Source organism: Mesorhizobium sp. U510 (assembly GCF_059180695.1).
In genome coordinates, this window is the sequence record NZ_CP180532.1 from 372,051 (window position 1) to 388,609 (window position 16,559).

At 63.9% G+C, this 16,559-nt stretch carries 17 protein-coding genes; 3 read left to right on the forward strand and 14 right to left on the reverse strand.

Translation table 11 applies throughout. From position 1 onward, the window contains the following. The first annotated feature begins 125 nt into the window (after positions 1–125). Together ACLGL5_RS03675 and ACLGL5_RS03680 are read left to right on the forward strand one after the other, a co-directional pair. Entirely contained in the window at positions 126–962 is an 837-nt protein-coding gene (locus tag ACLGL5_RS03675) for a hypothetical protein (RefSeq protein WP_019861729.1), read from the forward strand. A gap of 294 nt (positions 963–1,256) precedes the next feature. Further along, on the forward strand, positions 1,257–1,715 hold the full coding sequence (locus tag ACLGL5_RS03680; RefSeq protein ID WP_083246448.1) for a hypothetical protein: 459 nt from the start codon (positions 1,257–1,259) through the stop codon (positions 1,713–1,715). Between the two features lie 87 nt (positions 1,716–1,802). Here ACLGL5_RS03680 and ftsH read toward each other — a convergent pair whose 3' ends face one another. The 11 genes from ftsH to ybgC form a co-directional block, all read right to left on the reverse strand. Then, the gene (gene ftsH, locus ACLGL5_RS03685; protein WP_019861731.1) at positions 1,803–3,731 is read right to left on the reverse strand and encodes an ATP-dependent zinc metalloprotease FtsH; all 1,929 of its coding nucleotides are present in this window, start codon (positions 3,729–3,731) and stop codon (positions 1,803–1,805) included. A 122-nt stretch (positions 3,732–3,853) separates the two neighbouring features. Next, entirely contained in the window at positions 3,854–5,221 is a 1,368-nt protein-coding gene (gene tilS / locus ACLGL5_RS03690; protein ID WP_069090350.1) for a tRNA lysidine(34) synthetase TilS, read from the reverse strand. 58 nt (positions 5,222–5,279) lie between these two features. Next, complete coding sequence (ybgF, locus tag ACLGL5_RS03695; RefSeq protein ID WP_069090351.1) at positions 5,280–6,392, reverse strand: tol-pal system protein YbgF; 1,113 nt, start codon at positions 6,390–6,392, stop codon at positions 5,280–5,282. Between the two features lie 212 nt (positions 6,393–6,604). Continuing rightward, positions 6,605–7,111, reverse strand: a complete 507-nt coding sequence (gene pal / locus ACLGL5_RS03700; protein ID WP_494372870.1) for a peptidoglycan-associated lipoprotein Pal — start codon at positions 7,109–7,111, stop codon at positions 6,605–6,607. 235 nt (positions 7,112–7,346) lie between these two features. Beyond that, entirely contained in the window at positions 7,347–8,618 is a 1,272-nt protein-coding gene (gene tolB, locus ACLGL5_RS03705; protein WP_223217914.1) for a Tol-Pal system beta propeller repeat protein TolB, read from the reverse strand. 80 nt (positions 8,619–8,698) lie between these two features. Next, positions 8,699–9,856, reverse strand: coding sequence for a cell envelope integrity protein TolA (gene tolA, locus ACLGL5_RS03710; protein WP_019861736.1), 1,158 nt, complete (start codon positions 9,854–9,856; stop codon positions 8,699–8,701). 8 nt (positions 9,857–9,864) lie between these two features. After that, on the reverse strand, positions 9,865–10,317 hold the full coding sequence (gene tolR / locus ACLGL5_RS03715) for a protein TolR (RefSeq protein ID WP_027047494.1): 453 nt from the start codon (positions 10,315–10,317) through the stop codon (positions 9,865–9,867). Positions 10,318–10,327: 10 nt separating this feature from the next. Further along, complete coding sequence (gene tolQ, locus ACLGL5_RS03720) at positions 10,328–11,038, reverse strand: protein TolQ (protein WP_019861737.1); 711 nt, start codon at positions 11,036–11,038, stop codon at positions 10,328–10,330. 257 nt (positions 11,039–11,295) lie between these two features. Next, positions 11,296–11,610 carry a type II toxin-antitoxin system RelE/ParE family toxin gene (locus tag ACLGL5_RS03725; protein ID WP_019861738.1) on the reverse strand — a complete coding sequence of 105 codons (315 nt, stop codon included), beginning with the start codon at positions 11,608–11,610 and terminating at the stop codon, positions 11,296–11,298. Then, positions 11,600–11,875 carry a type II toxin-antitoxin system ParD family antitoxin gene (locus ACLGL5_RS03730; RefSeq protein ID WP_019861739.1) on the reverse strand — a complete coding sequence of 92 codons (276 nt, stop codon included), beginning with the start codon at positions 11,873–11,875 and terminating at the stop codon, positions 11,600–11,602. The genes ACLGL5_RS03725 and ACLGL5_RS03730 overlap by 11 nt, the downstream gene beginning before the upstream one ends. Before the next feature lie 95 nt (positions 11,876–11,970). Continuing rightward, positions 11,971–12,453 carry a tol-pal system-associated acyl-CoA thioesterase gene (ybgC, locus tag ACLGL5_RS03735; protein ID WP_494372871.1) on the reverse strand — a complete coding sequence of 161 codons (483 nt, stop codon included), beginning with the start codon at positions 12,451–12,453 and terminating at the stop codon, positions 11,971–11,973. Positions 12,454–12,510: 57 nt separating this feature from the next. Between ybgC and ACLGL5_RS03740 the strand changes: the two genes are divergently transcribed. Beyond that, complete coding sequence (locus ACLGL5_RS03740) at positions 12,511–13,761, forward strand: glycoside hydrolase family 5 protein (RefSeq protein WP_069090352.1); 1,251 nt, start codon at positions 12,511–12,513, stop codon at positions 13,759–13,761. Positions 13,762–13,776: 15 nt separating this feature from the next. Here the strand turns inward: ACLGL5_RS03740 and ACLGL5_RS03745 are convergent, their stop codons facing one another. From ACLGL5_RS03745 to ruvA, 3 genes are all read right to left on the reverse strand, one after another. Beyond that, positions 13,777–14,673: a metallophosphoesterase gene (locus ACLGL5_RS03745; RefSeq protein ID WP_069090353.1), complete on the reverse strand. Its 897-nt coding sequence runs from the start codon at positions 14,671–14,673 to the stop codon at positions 13,777–13,779. A 159-nt stretch (positions 14,674–14,832) separates the two neighbouring features. Beyond that, complete coding sequence (gene ruvB / locus ACLGL5_RS03750) at positions 14,833–15,870, reverse strand: Holliday junction branch migration DNA helicase RuvB (protein WP_069090354.1); 1,038 nt, start codon at positions 15,868–15,870, stop codon at positions 14,833–14,835. 43 nt (positions 15,871–15,913) lie between these two features. Further along, positions 15,914–16,534, reverse strand: a complete 621-nt coding sequence (ruvA, locus tag ACLGL5_RS03755; RefSeq protein ID WP_038650268.1) for a Holliday junction branch migration protein RuvA — start codon at positions 16,532–16,534, stop codon at positions 15,914–15,916. Positions 16,535–16,559 lie beyond the last annotated feature (25 nt).

Genomic DNA, 16,559 nt, shown 5'->3' on the forward strand with positions numbered 1-16,559 from the left:
CATCACCTTATCGGGAGGAGCAAGCTTTGGGCGATATATACGCCACTTAGCATCTGGCGCAACCGACCGTTGAGCGTTATTGATTCGCTGGGACGTATAATGGGCTGCTGCAACGGAGAAACGCTATGCTCATCCACCGACTTGCCACTTTGACCGGCCTCGCCGTAGTGACGTTGTTCCTGGCCGCGCCAGCCAACGCACTGACGATGGCCGAGTGCAGCACGAAGTATAACGCCGCCAAGGATGCGGGGACACTGGCCGGACAGACCTGGAACCAGTTCCGCAAGGCGCAATGCGGCACCGATGCCGCCGCCACCACGGACACCAAGCCGGCCGACACGAAGAAGGCAGCCGAAACCAAGCCGGCCAAGGCGGCCAAGGCAGCGGCCGCCGACGCGGGCGCCGCGAAAGGCCTGACGGCCAAGGAATGCAGCGCCAAGTACCAGGCGGCGAAGGCCGCCGGCACGCTGAACGGCATGAAGTGGAACGACTTCCGCAAGACCGAATGCGCCGCCGGCGCATCCGCCGCCGCTGACACCACCAAGCCGGCAACCACCAAGGCAGCCGCGGCTCCCGCCGAAGGCAAGGGCCTGACCATGGCCGAGTGCAGCACCAAGTACCAGGCGGCGAAGACGGCGAACACGCTGAAGGGCCAGAAGTGGAACGACTTCCGCAAGGCCGAATGCGGCGCCGCCGCCTCCGATGACGACAGCGTGCCAGCTCCGAGCGAAGCAAATTACACCAAGGAGCCGGCGAAGCCGACGACGGCGGCGCCCAAGGGCGTCACCTTCCCGTCCGCGATCTCGCCGAAATATGCCAGCGAGACCCCCGGAAAGGGCCGCATGCACACCTGCCTCGACCAGTACTATGTCCTCAAGGACGCCAATGCGCTTGGCGGCCTGAAGTGGATCCAGAAGGGCGGCGGCTTCTACAGCCTGTGCAATGCCAAGCTGAAGGGTTAAGCTACGCATTCCCCCGGATCGATGAGGCATGAGCCGGTTGAGATCGAATTGAGTTAGACGGAAAGTCTGGCAAGGACAGGCAAAGGCCCGCGATGCATCTGCTTCGCGGGCCTTTTGTTGCTCGCGACGACGCCCGCGGGCCTTGCTCGCACTATCGCGGGAACTGTCGGCATCAATTCGCCCACACTGCCCACCGCCGGGCTTATCGCTAGCTCCCAAAGATTCCGATTGAACATATCGGGAACAAACAGTATACAAAAGGATGTCTAACTTGTTATCAACCGGGAGGATCTTATGCCCAATTTAAACTTGGCGGTATTGGCTGTGACGGCATCGGTTGCTTGGAGCGTCGCCCCTGCAAGCGCACTGACGATGAAGGAATGCGGCGAGACCTATCGGACAGCCAAAGAAGGCGGCACTCTGAACGGCATGGACTGGGCCGCTTTCCGCAAGGAGAAATGCGCGACGCCCGCTGCGGAGAGTGTCAGCGGGGATACCGTCAAAACCGCGCCGCAGCCGAAAAAGGAAACCGACGCGGCGGTCGCCCCCACTGTAGCGCCGGCAGGCGTGACATTCCCAACCACCCTCGCCGCCGAGTTCAAGACCGAAAAGCCCGCGAAGGCGCGGATGAAGACCTGCCTGCAGGGTTACCACGGCAACAAGGAGGCGGGTACGTTGAACGGCCTTCGCTGGATCCAGAAGGGCGGCGGTTATTACAGCCTGTGCAATGCGCGGCTGAAAGCTGAATCATAAAAATCGAATACCGCGGATGAAGCGGTCACGCAGACGTTGAGCCGTGATCCTCGGGCTTGTTCCCGAGGATCTGCTGTCCGCCCTGGCTCAGCTCGACGGCTGTGGCTCCATGCCGCCTTCGGGCTCGGGGCCTTTCTTGCGGCGGCCGCCGGACTTCGGCACGGCCGAGCCGCGGCTGGGCGGCGTGTCGTCGCCGAGGTCGCGCGCGGGCTTCTCGCCGGCGATCAATTGCTTGATCTCGTCGCCCGACAGCGTCTCGTATTCGAGCAGCCCCTGCGCCAGCGCGATCCATTCCTTCTTCTTCTTGGTCAGGATGGACTTTGCCGTCGAATAGGCCTCGTCGATCAGGCGGCGCACTTCGGCGTCGATGATCTGCGCGGTCTCTTCCGAGATGTTCTGCGTGCGCGCCACCGAATGGCCGAGGAACACTTCCTCCTGGTTGTCGCCATAGGCGACATGGCCGAGCTTGTCGGAGAAGCCCCAGCGCGTGACCATGGCGCGCGCCAGCTTGGTCGCCTGCTCGATGTCGGAAGAGGCGCCCGAAGTGATGTTCTCCTTGCCGAATTTGAACTCCTCGGCAACGCGGCCGCCCATCATGATGGCAAGGCGCGAGATCATGTACTTGTAGCTCATCGAGTAACGGTCGCCTTCCGGCAACTGCATGACCATGCCGAGCGCACGGCCACGCGGGATGATGGTGGCCTTGTGCAGCGGGTCGGCCGACGGCACGTTGAGCGCCAATATGGCGTGGCCAGCCTCGTGATAGGCGGTCAGCTCCTTCTCGGCCTGGGTCATGGCCGACGAGCGGCGCTCGGCGCCCATCATGATCTTGTCCTTGGCGTCCTCGAACTCGGCCATGGTGACGAGGCGCTTGTTGCGCCGCGCCGCCATCAGCGCCGATTCGTTGACCAGGTTCATTAGGTCGGCGCCGGAGAAGCCCGGCGTGCCGCGCGCGACGACCTTGAGGTCGACATTGGGCGCCAGCGGCACGTTGCGCACATGCACCTTGAGGATCTTCTCGCGGCCGACGATGTCGGGGTTCGGCACCACCACCTGGCGGTCGAAACGGCCCGGACGCAGCAGCGCCGGATCAAGCACGTCGGGACGGTTGGTGGCGGCGATCAGGATGATGCTTTCGTTGGATTCGAAGCCGTCCATCTCGACCAGCAGCTGGTTCAGCGTCTGCTCGCGCTCGTCGTTGCCGCCGCCGAGGCCGGCGCCACGATGGCGCCCGACCGCGTCGATTTCGTCGATGAAGATGATGCAGGGCGCGTTCTTCTTGGCCTGGTCGAACATGTCGCGCACGCGGCTTGCACCGACACCGACGAACATCTCGACGAAGTCCGAACCCGAAATGGTGAAGAACGGCACATTGGCTTCGCCGGCGACCGAGCGGGCGAGCAGCGTCTTGCCGGTGCCGGGAGGGCCGACCAAAAGCACGCCGCGCGGAATCTTGCCGCCGAGGCGCTGGAACTTCTGCGGATCTCGCAGGAACTCGACGATCTCTTCCAGATCTTCCTTGGCTTCGTCGACGCCGGCGACGTCCTGGAAGGTGACGCGGCCATGCGCCTCCGTCAGAAGCTTGGCCTTCGACTTGCCAAAACCCATGGCGCGCCCTGATCCGGACTGCATCTGGCGCATGAAGAATATCCAGACGCCGAGGATCAGGATCATCGGCAGCCAGGAGATCAGGTAGCCGAACAGCGAATTGGAACCGTCGGTCTCTGGCCGCGCATTGATGGTGACGTTCTTGTCCTGCAACCGCGAGACCAGCTGGGGATCGCCGGGCGAATAGGTCTGGAAGCCGGTGGAATTGTCGGTGTAGGTGCCGGTGATGCGGGCGCCCGCAATGGTCACCGTCTTAACCCGGCCGGCCGCGACATCCTGCAGGAACTGCGAATAAGGCACATCGCTCGAAGCCCCGCGCGTCTGCGGCGTCTGGAACAGATTGAAGAGAGCGATGAGCAGGACCGCTATGATCGCCCAGAGCGCGAGGTTGCGATAGTTCGGATTCATCAATTGTCCCGTTGGCGTCCGCGCACGGACAGCATCATGAGAGGAAACTTGAGCCTAACATAGGGAGAGCGTCTCCCCTTGCCAAGCAGAACAGCATGTCTGGGTTAAGCTTTCGACCACCATCAATCGGCACCGTGGCCGCCCAATGGCGAAGCGGGAAGCGGTGACGCGCCGATCAGCTCGGCGACAGCCCGCGCCGGCGCCAGATCGAAGGACGGCAGAAAGCGGGAAAAAGGCGACACGACCGGTCGCGCCGCGAACGCTGGTGGCCCCGGCTGACGCGGCGGCAAACCAGGGTTTTCACGGGCTTGCCGCGATGTCGGTTCCGCGGCCATTGCGGCGCGCATCAGGCTTGCCGGGGTTTCTCCCTCATCGATCGCCAGCCGCCTCGCTGCTGTCGCACCCAACGGTGCGATCAACAATGCGCCGGGCCTGTCGTTCAATGTGATGTGGCGGCGGCCGTCCCAGACGGTGTTGTTGACAGCGATTGCGGCGGGCGGCAAACCCCGCGCCTCGCGGCGCAGGAAGAGGCCGGCACGCCGGAAATCGACCACCGTCCGCGACAATGTGGCGCAAAGAAATCCGGTCTTCAGCCGGCCCAACAGCGCCTCGCTGCGCGCTTGGTCCGGCAGGAAGGCAACGCCTCCGGCTGTGGCCAGCAGGATGCGCAACGCATAGACGGCCGCCCGGTCGTCTTCCGCGGTCAGCAGAGCGGGATCGAGCCGGATGAGGCCCGTGCTCGGCTGGCTGGCGAAGCGATGGATCAGACCGGCTGCACTGACGCCAAGCTGCCTGCGCTCGACGGCGGCCTGGCCGGCGAGCAGCAGCGCATTTTCCATATAGCCGACACTTTCGCCGGCAAGTGCTGCGCGCACGCGCGGCCGCTCGAAGGCCTCGTCGATATTGGTCGGGTCATCGGCCCAGCCGACATGTTCATGCCGCAAGAAATCGCGAAGCGCCGAGCGCCGCATCCCCAGAAGCGGCCGAACGATCCACTCGCGCCAATCATAGAGGGTGGCCGGCGCCATGCCGGCAAGCCCACGACCTGCCATGTCGGCGAGCTCCCGCTCCCGTGCATGCCGCATCAGCACCGTTTCAGCCTGGTCGTCGGCGGTATGACCGGTGACGATCAGGCCGATGCCTTCCGCGCGCGCCGCCTCGGCCAGCAGATGGTAGCGCGCTTCGCGCGCTGCCGCCGGCAGACCGGTCGATGGCTTGCGCCCGGACCACGTCAGGGTGCGGTGGGCAATGCCGCGCTCGGCGCACAGCTTCGCCACGGCTTGCGCCTCGGCTGCCGATCCCTGACGCAAGCCATGGTCGATGGCCACGGCCAGCAGTTTCGCGGGCGATGCGGTTCGGTCGAGATACTGTTTGAGAAGGAGAAGCAGGGCGGTCGAGTCGCTGCCGCCGGACACGGCCGCAATGGCGCCGCGGGTAAAATCGATAGGCGAAAAAAGTCTGGTCGAAAGATCAGGCTCGGTATCGAGCATCAACGCATGTCGTCCAAAAACGGTCCCGGTCCCGGGACCAGGACATGCCTGGGAAAAATCAGCACGCAGCCAGGGCCTTCTCCTGCTTGACGCGTTCCTTGAGTGCATTGGAGATATCGGGGTAGCGCTTGCCGACTTCGCTGAAGGTGGCGCAGGCGACGTCGTGCTGCTTGAGGCCGACCAGTGACACGCCAAGCTTCAACAGCATGTCGGGCGCCTTCTTGGCCTTGGGGTAGTCCTTGCTGGCGGCAAGGAAGACCTCGGCCGCGTCGCGGTATTTCTGCTGGCCAAGCAGCGATTCACCCAGCCAGTAATGCGCGTCCGCCGCCTTCGCATCGCGCGGGAAGCGCGAGATATGATCGCGAAAACCCTGCTCGGCGGTGCCGTAGTCGCCCGACAGGATGAACTGATAGGAATTGCGGTAAAGCTCCTCCGGGTCGTTGGTGGAAGGCAGCGCCGCGACGATCGTTCCGTTGGACTTGCCGGCCTTGGCCGGGGCCTTGGTGGCCGGAGCAGCGTCTTGTGTCGGCGCGGTCGATTGGGTGTTGCCGCCGGCATCGATCACATTGCCGTTCTTGTCGACGGTAATGGAACCGAAGGTCTTTTCCGGGGCTCCCGTGCCGGGAATCACCTTGCCGGGGTCGCCATCGGGCGATTCGACGATGACGTCCTCGACCGTCTTGCCGCCCGCGGACTGATTGCCGCCGGCCGCGGCGCCGGCATCGGCCGGAGCCTGGGTTGCCGGGGCTGCCGCGACGTCGGTGTTGGTGTCGGTGGTGGCATCGGATTTCTTCTGCGCCGGAGGCTGTCCGCCTTGTGCGCCGCCTTCAAGCTGCTGGAAGCGGAACTCGTTGTCTTCCTGCTGCTTGCGCATCTGTTCCTGCATCTGCAGGATCTGGAAATTGAGCTCTTCGATCTTGCCGTTCATCTGGCGCAGCTGGTCCTCGAGCCCGGTGGCGCCGGCGCCGTTCGACTGCTGCGCGAGCTGGACCTGGTCGGGTTTCTTCTTGTCGCCGAAGAGGCTCGGCAACTCGAGGCTCGGCAGATGGAAGGAAAAGCCGCTGTCGGTTGACTGCCCTGGGCCGCTTGCCCCCGGACCGTTTGCCAGGGCGGTGAAGCCTGATAGGAGCAGCGCCGCAAGCGTGCCGCTCAGAACCGATCTCAAATGCATGTGCCTCTCGCGGTGTGTCGTTAGTCTGTTCGCGCCTTCCAATCAGGATGGGACCAGCCAGGCGCCCTCGGCTCATAGCAGGACGCGAGACTTCGGCCAAATTTTGTTTCGGTCACCCGGATATGAAAAAGGCGGCCCGAAGGCCGCCTTTCGCGAAGCTGTGTTGCATTTTTGCCAGCCGGCGCGATCGCGTCTCTCGACGCGCGGCCAACTCAGGAACCGGCGCCGCTGAGCGTGGTAACGGCGCGGCGATTCTGCGACCAGCAGGAGATGTCGTCGCACACCGCGACCGGACGTTCCTTGCCGTAGGAAATGGTCTTCAGGCGGCTGGAAGCGACACCCTTGGAAACGAGGAAGTCGCGGGCGGCGGCGGCGCGGCGGGCGCCGAGCGCCAGATTGTATTCGCGCGTGCCGCGTTCGTCGGCGTGACCTTCGACGACGATGGCGTACTGCTTGTACTGGTTCAGCCACTGCGCCTGGCGGGCGAGCGTCGTCTGCGCATCCGCGCGGATCGAGGACGAGTTTGTATCGAAGAAGATACGGTCGCCAATGTTGACGGTGAAGTCCTGCGCCGAGCCGGGTGTTGCGGCGCCGGCACCGTTGAGGCCAAGATCAGCGGCGCTGTTGGGCGTCTTCTTCGAAGCGCAACCGGCGATGGCGAGCATCGCCACCAGCGCGATCATGACCGGGTTTCTGGTAAGTGCTGCGATACGGCCCATGCCGCCTCTCCTTCGCATTTCGAGTGATTTCGTTGATCACCCAGTAACCACGTTTGGGTTAACCGGCATTCAAGAAACACGGTTAAAATTTGGTTTAGGCTGCCCGTCCGCAACCTTTTAAGCCAGGGTCACAGTTGGCGCGGACCCTAGGCGGAAATGCGGCCAAAACGCGACGAAGGCATGGAAAAGGGGCCGAAACGGCCCCTTTTCAGCATGTGTGGCAATTCGGCCGACGCTATTCCAACAGCGGCGACCAGGCGGGATCCGACGCGAAATTCGCCGTCGGAATCGGCTGCTCGTTGCGGCCGGTGAGGTCGACCGAAACCAGTTTCGGGCCGCCATTGGAGTCGCGGAAGAACATCAAGACGCGGCCGTTTGGCGCCCAGGTCGGTCCTTCCTGCTGGAAACCGGACGACAGGATGCGCTCGCCGGAACCGTCGGTCTTCATGACGCCGATCTGGAATTCGCCGCCGGTCTGCTTGGTGAAGGCGATAAGATCGCCACGCGGCGACCACACCGGCGTCGAATAGACGCCGTCGCCGAAGGATATGCGGGTCTGGCCCGAGCCGTCGGCGCCCATGACATAGATCTGCGCGCGGCCGCCGCGGTCGGAGGTGAACACCACCTTGCTGCCGTCGGGCGAATAGGAAGGCGATGTGTCGATTGCCGTCGAATTGGTCAGCCGCGTCGTCGAGCGGCTGCGCAGGTCCATGGCGAAGATGTTGGAATTGCCGTCGTCGCGCAGCAGGCTCATGATCACCTTCTGGCCGTCGGGCGAGAAGCGCGGCGCAAAGGTCATGCCGGGGAAATTGCCGACCAGTTCGCGCTGCCCGGTCTCGATCTGCAGGAGATAGACGCGCGGCTGGCCGCTCTCATAGGACATGTAGGTGATTTCCTGCCGGTTCGGCGAGAAACGCGGCGTCAGCACGATCGAGCGGCCGTCCGAGAGATAGCGGACATTGGCGCCGTCCTGGTCCATGATGGCCAAACGCTTCTTGCGCGCGTTCTTGGCGCCGGATTCGTCGATGAATACTACACGCGTGTCGAAATAGCCCTTCTCGCCGGTCAGCCGCTCGTAGATGGCGTCGGCGATGATGTGGGCGACGCGCCGCTGGTTGGCGTCGTTGGCGAAGAACTGCTCACCCGACATCTGCTGTCCGGCGAAAGTGTCCCAAAGCCGGTACTGCGCGCGGATGCGCCCATCGGCCTCCTTGCTGACGCTGCCGGTGACCAGCGCCTGGGCGTTGATCACCTTCCAGTCGTCGAAGCGGGGTGCGGCATCCGGGTTCGAGATCTTCTCGATGAAGGCGCTCTTGTCGATCGGCGCGAACAGGCCGGAACGCTTCAGATCGGCGGTGACGATCTGGGAAATCTGCGCGCCAAGCGCGTCACCGCCCTGGAAATCCGTGATGGCGATCGGCAGCGGCTCGACATTGCCCTTGTTGACGTTGAGCTCGACGAGCGCCCATGCCGGCATGGGGACAATGGCGGTCATGCCCAGCGCCATGGCTGCAATCGTCAGGAGCGGCTTGAGGAAGGATCTCATATCTTCTCGCTTCTCTTCTTTTGATTGGTTGGGCGCCAGGCCTAGAGGCCGAGCATTTCCCTTGGATCGAAAGTGACCCGGATGTCGTTCCAGATGTCCTGCTTGCCGGCAGGAACCTGCAAGCCGGCCACGTCGCATTTCTGCACCGCGCGCACCGCGCTTTCATCGAACTGCCGGTTGCCGCTCGACTTTTCGACGGAGGGACGGCCATCGAGCTTGCCGGAGTTGTCGAGGTTGAAGCGCACGACGACGACGAAGTTCTCCGAGCCCTCGAGGCCAACCGGCAGCGTCCAGCACCCACCCAACTGGCTTTCCAGGGCGCCCTGCTCCGACTTCGACAGTTTCTGGCCCTGGTCCTTGTCGCCGCCGAGCGAGGCTTGCTGCGTAGAACGCTTGGCCCCGCCGCCGGAGGGCTTCTGCTTGTCGAGGAGCGCGGATATTTCGTTCGCGTTGAACTGCTTGTCGTCGGATTTCGGTTTCGACGACGCTTCCTTGACCGGCTTGTCGGCATCCTTGCGTTCAGGCGCCTTGGCGCTTTCGGCCTGTGCCGGCTGCGGCTTCGGCCGCGCTTCCGGCGCGGGCGCCGAGCTCGGCAATTGCGTCTCTTCGGTCGGCGGATCCTTGGCTATGGCCTCGGCGACGGCATCCGGCTTGACCTCGGGTGTCGGATCGATGGCTGCGGTCTTGTCCTGCGGCGGCGGGGTCGGCGCCGGCTTGGCCGGCGTCGGCTTCGGCTCGGTCTGCTTGACCGGCTCGGGCTTGACCTCTTCCTTGGGCGTCGGCGCAGGCGCCACTTCGGTCGCCGGAATGGGCTTCGGCTTTTCCTGCGGCTTCGGCACGTCCTCGGTCTTCGGCGTCTCTTTGGGAGTCGGCGCGGGCGGCGGGGCCGAGGTCATGTCGACGGGCTTCGGCTTGGCTTCCGGCGTTATCGGCTTGTCGGTATCGACGCTGTTTTCGCCGACCTTCTGCGACGCCGGCACGATATCCGGGCGCTGCGTCGGCAGTGGCGCCGGTTTTTCATGCATCACGGCCTTCTTGTCGCCCTGCAGCGTCTGCGCGATCGCCTCCATCGGCACGATATCGACCGCGACCGACTCGACATCGGCGGACGGGAGCGCGGCCGGCGCCGACAGGGTGAACAGGCCGAAGGCCAGCACCGCCGTGTGCAAGATCACCGATGTGGTGAGGCCGGTCTTCATCTTCTTGTCTACTGATCCTGTTCCTGCAGCGAAACCAGGCCGATATTTTTGTAACCGGCGGCCGAAATGCGGGCCATCACCTTCATCGCCGTGCCATAGTCGGTGGACTTGTCACCACGGATGAAGATGCGCTCCTCGTAACCGGTCTTCGAGATCGCCTGCAGCTTGGCGACCAGCTCTTCGATCGGGATCTCGGTTTCCTGGAGATAGATCTGGCCGGCGGCGTTGATCGAGACGGTGATCGGCTGCGTGTCGGCATTCATCGCCTTAGCCTGCGTGTCGGGCAGGTCGATCGGCACGCCGACCGTCAGCATGGGTGCGGCGACCATGAAGATGATCAGCAGCACCAGCATGACGTCGACCATCGGCGTGACGTTGATCTCCGACATCAGCCCATGGTGACGGCCGCGCCGCCTGTGGCCGCGCCCGCCGCGTCCCGCCATGCCTACGGACATACCCATCAGCTACTCCTCAGGCCTTCGGCGCGACTTTTTCATCGATTTGGCGCGAGAGTATGGCGGAGAACTCGTCGGAGAACCCTTCCATGCGCACCGCGAGCTTGCTCGCATCCGATGACAGCTTGTTGTAGGCGATGACCGCCGGGATGGCGGCGAGCAGGCCGATGGCCGTCGCCAGCAGCGCCTCGGCGATACCGGGCGCAACCACCGCGAGGCTGGTGTTCTTGGAGCCGGCAATGGCCTGGAACGACGTCATGATGCCGATGACCGTGCCGAACAGACCGATGAACGGGGCCGCCGAGCCGGTGGTAGCCAGGAAGCCGAGACGACCCTCCAGCTTCTCCATCTCGCGGGTCAGCGCCAGGTCCATCGCCTTGTCGATGCGGGTCTGGAGCCCGAGCGGCGTCTTGGCGCCCTTCTCAAAACTCTTCTTCCACTCGCGCATGGCGGCGACGAAAATGGCGCCCATGCCAGAGGTTTTGCGGTCGGCGAGCGTGCGGTAGAGCTCCTCCAGCGACTGTCCGGACCAGAAGACCTGCTCGAAGCGGTTCAGCGCCAGCCGCATGCGGCCATAGGCAACCAGCTTGTCGATGATGATCGCCCAGGTCCAGACCGAGGCGCAGAGCAGCCCGATCATGACCAGCTTGACCACCCAGCTGGCCTGCATGAACAGCGCCCAAATCGACAATTGCGCGCCCGGTTCGGCGAGTGCGATATTTTCCATCGTTACGTCCTTAAGATTTCCGGGCGAAGCTGGCGGCTGGCCCCTGGCATCCCTTGTGGTCGGTTCGCACGAAGCTACCGGACGCCCCAAACCGTGCCGTTAGCGGCCTTTTCAGGGCAAATATTGGTGAAAGGAAGGCGCTGGATAGCGCCAATCTTCACCAATCTCTTCATGAACCGTTATGGTTAAGGATGGGTTAGTGAATAAGGCGCGGCGCATTGCCGCGCCTGGTGGCGAGACCGATGCGCTTCCACTCCCTAGGAGTCCGTCTCATCCACGTGGTCGGTGGGGTAGTCCTGCCCGCCATAGAGGACGCGCAGGATCAGCACTTGCTGCCCGTCGACCCGGAACAGGATGGAAGCACGCCGTTCAAAGCCGACAACCCGGATTCCGGATCCGATGGCATCGCGAACGGAGCCGCGTTCCGGGAACCTTGATAGCGCCATGCACGCGGCCTCGATGCTGTCGATATAGCCACCGGAGCGCGCGGCACCGCTTTCCTTTTCGATGTAATTGTAAATGGCAAAGAGGTCGGACTGCGCCGAAGGTCTGAAAACGACCCTATGCGTCACGCTTGGCGACCTTCAGGCGGTCTGCATGATGCTCGCGCAATGCCTTGAACACGTCCTCGGCCGGGATATCCGGGCGAGGATCGTCAAGAGCTTCCTGCACCTTGGCTCGCATGATGGCGGTGATGACCTGCTCCTCGCGGTCAAGGGCGCGAAGCGCGGCACGCATGACTTCGCTCGCGGAATCATAAGCTCCCGACGCCAAGCGGGCGTCCAGGCTGCTTTGCTGGCGGCCGAGCGTCACGCTTATTGGTTTGCTGGTTCTCATGGCGAATGTCTTCCCTGTCCTACCTTGTAGCACAATGTATGACACTGTCATACCATTTTCAGGAGGCACACAAGCTCCGTTGTCGGGCCAACCGTTTAATCAGGCGAAACACGAAACTTGGGCATGAACGCCGCGACCCATTCCTTGGGAAAGCGCCGCGGTCGTCCATTCTCGCCGATGATCGCCGCCTCGACCTTGGCTTCGACCAGCACCTCGTCGCCGCGCTTGAGCTGCTGCGCCATGAAGATGCGCGCGCCGGAAATGGTGTCGGTGCGGGTGTCGACGGTCAGGATGTCGTCGATGCGGGCGGGGCTGCGGAAATCGATCTCCATGCGCCGCACCACCCAGACGATCTTCTCGCCATGCTTGCCGTCGGCGAGCTCCGTGTGATGCACGCCGGTGAGCCTGAGATAGTCGGAGCGGCCGCGCTCGAGGAATTCGAGATAGCGCGCATGGTAGACGACGCCGGAGAAATCGGTGTCGGCATAATAGACCCGCGCCATCAGCCGGTGGCCGAACGCCGTCAGCGCGCCGGAAAGCCCGGCCAGCAGCGTCGCCAATTCACCATGATCGTCCATTGCGCTTCCTTTTTAAGTCCCGACGAGGCACCTGTTCTCCGCGCGACAAAGCATCGGATGGCACCGTTGACGGCGATGATCAAGAGTTTGATGGCGGCGCTGCTGGTGCTCATGGCCTTGGTGCTGCCTGGCCAGGCAGCGACTTTCACGATGAAGCGCGGCCTCAATCTCGACCAGTGGGTCACCTGGCCCGGCGAGGATCAATGGGGCGACGCCAGGACCATACTGCCCTATCCGGAATGGCGCAAATTCCTTGGAGATGACGATCTCAGAGCGCTCAAGGAAGCAGGCTTCGATTTCCTGCGTATGCCGGTAGACCCGTCGCCTTTCCTGTCCGACCAGACAACGGCGCTGCGCCATGACCTCTATGCCAGCGTGCTGGACTCGGTGCGCATGATCAACCGTGCCGGCCTGAAGGTGATCGTCGACATGCACCTGATCCCGGCCGGCGGCAGCCGCAAGATCGGCATGGCGCAGGTGATGGATGATCCGCGGACCTTTGACCGCTACATCGACATGGTGCGCAAGATGGCCCGCACCCTGGCCGGCGAAGATCCGGGCCAAGTCGCCTTCGAGCTTATGAACGAACCGATCGTCGACTGCGACAGCGACGGCACCAGCCTGTGGCCGGACCGCCAGCGCGAATTGTTCGCCGCGGCACGATCGTCGGCTGGGAAACTGACGCTGGTGCTGACCGGCGCCTGCTATTCCGCCGCCTCGTCCCTGGAGAAGATCGATCCCAAGGCGATCCCCGACGACAATGTCATCTGGACTTTCCACTCCTATGATCCGTTCCTGCTCACCCACCAGGGCGCGACCTGGGCCGGCGATTTTATCCCCTACGTGACCGGCCTGCCCTATCCGCTCGACGCCGTGCCGAAGGCGCAGCTCGACGGGACGCTCGACACCATCCGCGGCCGGATCAAGACCGAGGCGCCATGGACACGGCAGAGCGGGCTGCTTGCCTATCTCGACGAACAGGTCGGCAGCATGGACAGCCCCGGCAAGCTGCTCGGCCTGATGGACGCGCCGTTCAAAAGGGTCGAGGCATGGGCGAAGGCCAACGGCACCAAGCCCGAAAACATCACGCTGGGCGAGTTCGGCATGATCCGCCAGGAATACGGCAATGCCTATGTGATGCCGGCGCCGTACCGCGCCGCTTACGTCAAGGACATGATCGCCCGCGCCGAGGCGCATGGTTTCTCATGGTCGGTGTGGAGTTATGGCGGCGCCTTCGGCATCGTCGATGCCTTCAATGGCGACAAGGTCGAGCCGGATGTGATGGACGTGATCCGCTCGCTTCACTGAGAGCTGTTGTTCAGATCAGCCGAGGTCGATCTGCAGGATCTCCGGCCGCACGCCGAAGCGCACCGGCATGATGCTGAAGCCGAGCCCACCTGAGACGATCAAATTGCGGTCGTTCTCGACGACGTGGCCATAGGCGTAGCGGTTGCCGAAACGCGACGGCACGACAGGCGAATAGCCGAACAATCGCACCTGCCCGCCATGGGTGTGGCCCGACAGGGTCAGCGAAACCCGCGACGGGACGGTCGGAAAAATATCAGGCTCGTGGGCGAGCAGGATGATCGGCGCGGTGTCGCCAACCTTGGCCAGCGTGCCGTCGAGATCGTCGAGCCCCCTGAACCCGTCGCCCTTCCTGGCCGGCAGCAACGCCAGCTGATCGGCCAGGCCGGCGATCCAGACACCATGGCCATCCTTCTCCAGGCGAACGACATCGTTCTCCAGCACCGGGATGCCGACCTTTTCCAGCGCCTTGCGCGCAATGGTCGGGCCGGCTCCGGCGCGCTGCGCGAAACCATCGTTCCACCAATCGTGATTGCCGAGGATCGACAGCACGCCGAGCGGCGCCTTGAGGCCCGACAGCGCGGACGCCCATTGCGATGGCGTCACCGGCCCCGTCACCAGCGGCATGCCGGCAATATAGTCGCCCAGCAGCACGATGAGGTCCGGCTGCAGTGCATTGGCGTCTTCGGCGAGCGAAGCAATCCGTTCCTGCGTCATCCAGGGTCGGCAGGCATGGATATCGGCGAGCGCCACAACCCGCACCTTCAGGCCATCAGGCCAGTGCGGCGGCGTCAGCGCGTAGCGCTTCACATGGGTCAAGAGCATCGGCTCGATGCCGACCGCATAGGCGCCGAGCGCGGCAGCCGTCAGGAACGACCCGCCGATGAAGCGCAGGAACCCGCGTCTGGTGATCATGGACTGGCTCCCGGCCCCTCGATCGCAGCGGTTGCCCGCACGCGTCCGATAAAATCCACGATTACGCCGGCAAATCGGCGAAGACGCGCAGATTTTGCGCAAGACGGGTCACATATCCTTGATCGATGGTCTGGGAACCCGCGCCTGAACGGTTGGGGGCTATTCTTCCTGGAACAGGTTGATCTGCTGCTGCGCCAAATCCTTCGGCGCATCGAGGCCGAGATGGCGCCAGGCATTGGCCGTCAGCATGCGGCCGCGCGGCGTGCGCTGGATGAAACCCTGCTGGATCAGATAGGGCTCGATGATGTCCTCGATGGCGTCGCGCGGCTCGGACAGCCCAGCGGCGATCGTCTCGATGCCGACCGGACCGCCACCGAAATTGCGGGCGATCATCGAGAGATAGCGGCGGTCGAGCGCATCGAGCCCGAGCGCGTCGACCTCCAGCCGGGTCAATGCCTCGTCGGCGATCAGGCGATCGACATGGCCGTCGCCGGCGACCGAGGCGAAGTCGCGCACGCGGCGCAACAGCCGCCCCGCGATGCGCGGTGTGCCGCGCGCGCGCCGCGCGATTTCCAGCGCGCCGTCGTCGCCGAGCGGCATTTGCAGGATGCGCGCGCCGCGCCGCACGATCTGCTCCAATTCCTCGACCGTATAGAAGTTGAGCCGCACCGGAATGCCGAACCGGTCGCGCAGCGGATTGGTGAGCAGGCCAAGCCGCGTGGTGGCGGCTACGAGCGTGAAACGGGCGAGGTCGATCTTGACCGAACGCGCCGCCGGCCCCTCCCCGATGATCAGGTCGAGTTGGAAATCCTCCATCGCCGGATAGAGGATTTCCTCCACCGCCGGGTTCAGCCGATGGATCTCGTCGATGAACAGCACGTCGCCTTCTTCGAGATTGGTCAGCAGTGCCGCGAGATCGCCGGCCTTGGCGATGACCGGTCCGGAGGTCGAGCGGAAATTGACGCCGAGTTCACGCGCCATGATCTGCGCCAGCGTCGTCTTGCCCAGCCCCGGCGGTCCGACGAACAGCACATGGTCGAGCGACTCGTTGCGGCCCTTGGCGGCCTCGATGAAGACTTTGAGATTGGCCCGCACCGCCGCCTGGCCGACAAAGTCGGCGAGCGTCTGCGGCCGCAAGGTCTGATCGGCATCCTCGCCGCGTTTTTCCGGCGCAATGAGACGGGGCGACAGGCTCATACTGTCTTCCTTGCATATGGCAAGAGGAGGGACAAGCGAGCCCTCACCGCGCCAGTTCCTTCAGCCCGAAGCGGATCAGCTTCGAGGCATCCGCGTCCTCGCCTGCCGTCTTCAGTGCCGCGGCCACCGCATTGGCGGCGGTGTCGCGCGAATAGCCGAGATTGACCAGTGCCGAGACCGCGTCGGTGATCGGGGCCGGGGCGACACCTTCACCGAGTTCCTGCTTCAGGCCGATGGTGCCGGAGGCGGCGCCCGCATAGGCGGGCGCCTTGTTCTTCAATTCGGTGACGATGCGCTCGGCCACCTTCTTGCCGACGCCAGGCGCGCGGGAAACCATGGCGATGTCGCGCAGCGCGATCGCATTGGCGAGGTCGGCCGGCGCCAGCGTCGACAGGATGGCCAGCGCCACCTTGGCGCCGACACCCGGCACATTGTTCATCAGCAACCGAAACCACTCGCGCTCAAGCTGCGACTGGAAACCATAGAGGCGCAGCATATCCTCGCGCACATAGGTCTCGATGAACAGCACCACCGCTTCGCCGGGCGAAGGCAGCGCTGCCAGCGTGCGCGCCGAGCAATAGGCGACATAGCCGACGCCGTGGATGTCGACGAGGCAATGATCCTCGTCGATCTCGTCCAGCGTGCCCTTGAGCTTGCCTATCATGCCGGGTCTTTCATGGAAGATGGGC

Bases quoted from the DNA above. Each gene is read 5' to 3' on its own strand.
- ACLGL5_RS03745 (WP_069090353.1), bottom strand. From the start codon at position 14,673: ATGATCACCAGACGCGGGTTCCTGCGCTTCATCGGCGGGTCGTTCCTG.
- ybgC (WP_494372871.1), bottom strand. From the start codon at position 12,453: ATGGACGATCATGGTGAATTGGCGACGCTGCTGGCCGGGCTTTCCGGC.
- pal (WP_494372870.1), bottom strand. From the start codon at position 7,111: ATGGGCCGTATCGCAGCACTTACCAGAAACCCGGTCATGATCGCGCTG.
- tilS (WP_069090350.1), bottom strand. From the start codon at position 5,221: ATGCTCGATACCGAGCCTGATCTTTCGACCAGACTTTTTTCGCCTATC.
- ACLGL5_RS03740 (WP_069090352.1), top strand. From the start codon at position 12,511: ATGGCACCGTTGACGGCGATGATCAAGAGTTTGATGGCGGCGCTGCTG.
- ybgF (WP_069090351.1), bottom strand. From the start codon at position 6,392: ATGCATTTGAGATCGGTTCTGAGCGGCACGCTTGCGGCGCTGCTCCTA.
- tolA (WP_019861736.1), bottom strand. From the start codon at position 9,856: ATGAAGACCGGCCTCACCACATCGGTGATCTTGCACACGGCGGTGCTG.
- ACLGL5_RS03680 (WP_083246448.1), top strand. From the start codon at position 1,257: ATGCCCAATTTAAACTTGGCGGTATTGGCTGTGACGGCATCGGTTGCT.
- ruvA (WP_038650268.1), bottom strand. From the start codon at position 16,534: ATGATAGGCAAGCTCAAGGGCACGCTGGACGAGATCGACGAGGATCAT.
- ACLGL5_RS03730 (WP_019861739.1), bottom strand. From the start codon at position 11,875: ATGAGAACCAGCAAACCAATAAGCGTGACGCTCGGCCGCCAGCAAAGC.
- tolR (WP_027047494.1), bottom strand. From the start codon at position 10,317: ATGGGTATGTCCGTAGGCATGGCGGGACGCGGCGGGCGCGGCCACAGG.
- tolQ (WP_019861737.1), bottom strand. From the start codon at position 11,038: ATGGAAAATATCGCACTCGCCGAACCGGGCGCGCAATTGTCGATTTGG.
- tolB (WP_223217914.1), bottom strand. From the start codon at position 8,618: ATGGCGCTGGGCATGACCGCCATTGTCCCCATGCCGGCATGGGCGCTC.
- ftsH (WP_019861731.1), bottom strand. From the start codon at position 3,731: ATGAATCCGAACTATCGCAACCTCGCGCTCTGGGCGATCATAGCGGTC.
- ACLGL5_RS03675 (WP_019861729.1), top strand. From the start codon at position 126: ATGCTCATCCACCGACTTGCCACTTTGACCGGCCTCGCCGTAGTGACG.
- ruvB (WP_069090354.1), bottom strand. From the start codon at position 15,870: ATGAGCCTGTCGCCCCGTCTCATTGCGCCGGAAAAACGCGGCGAGGAT.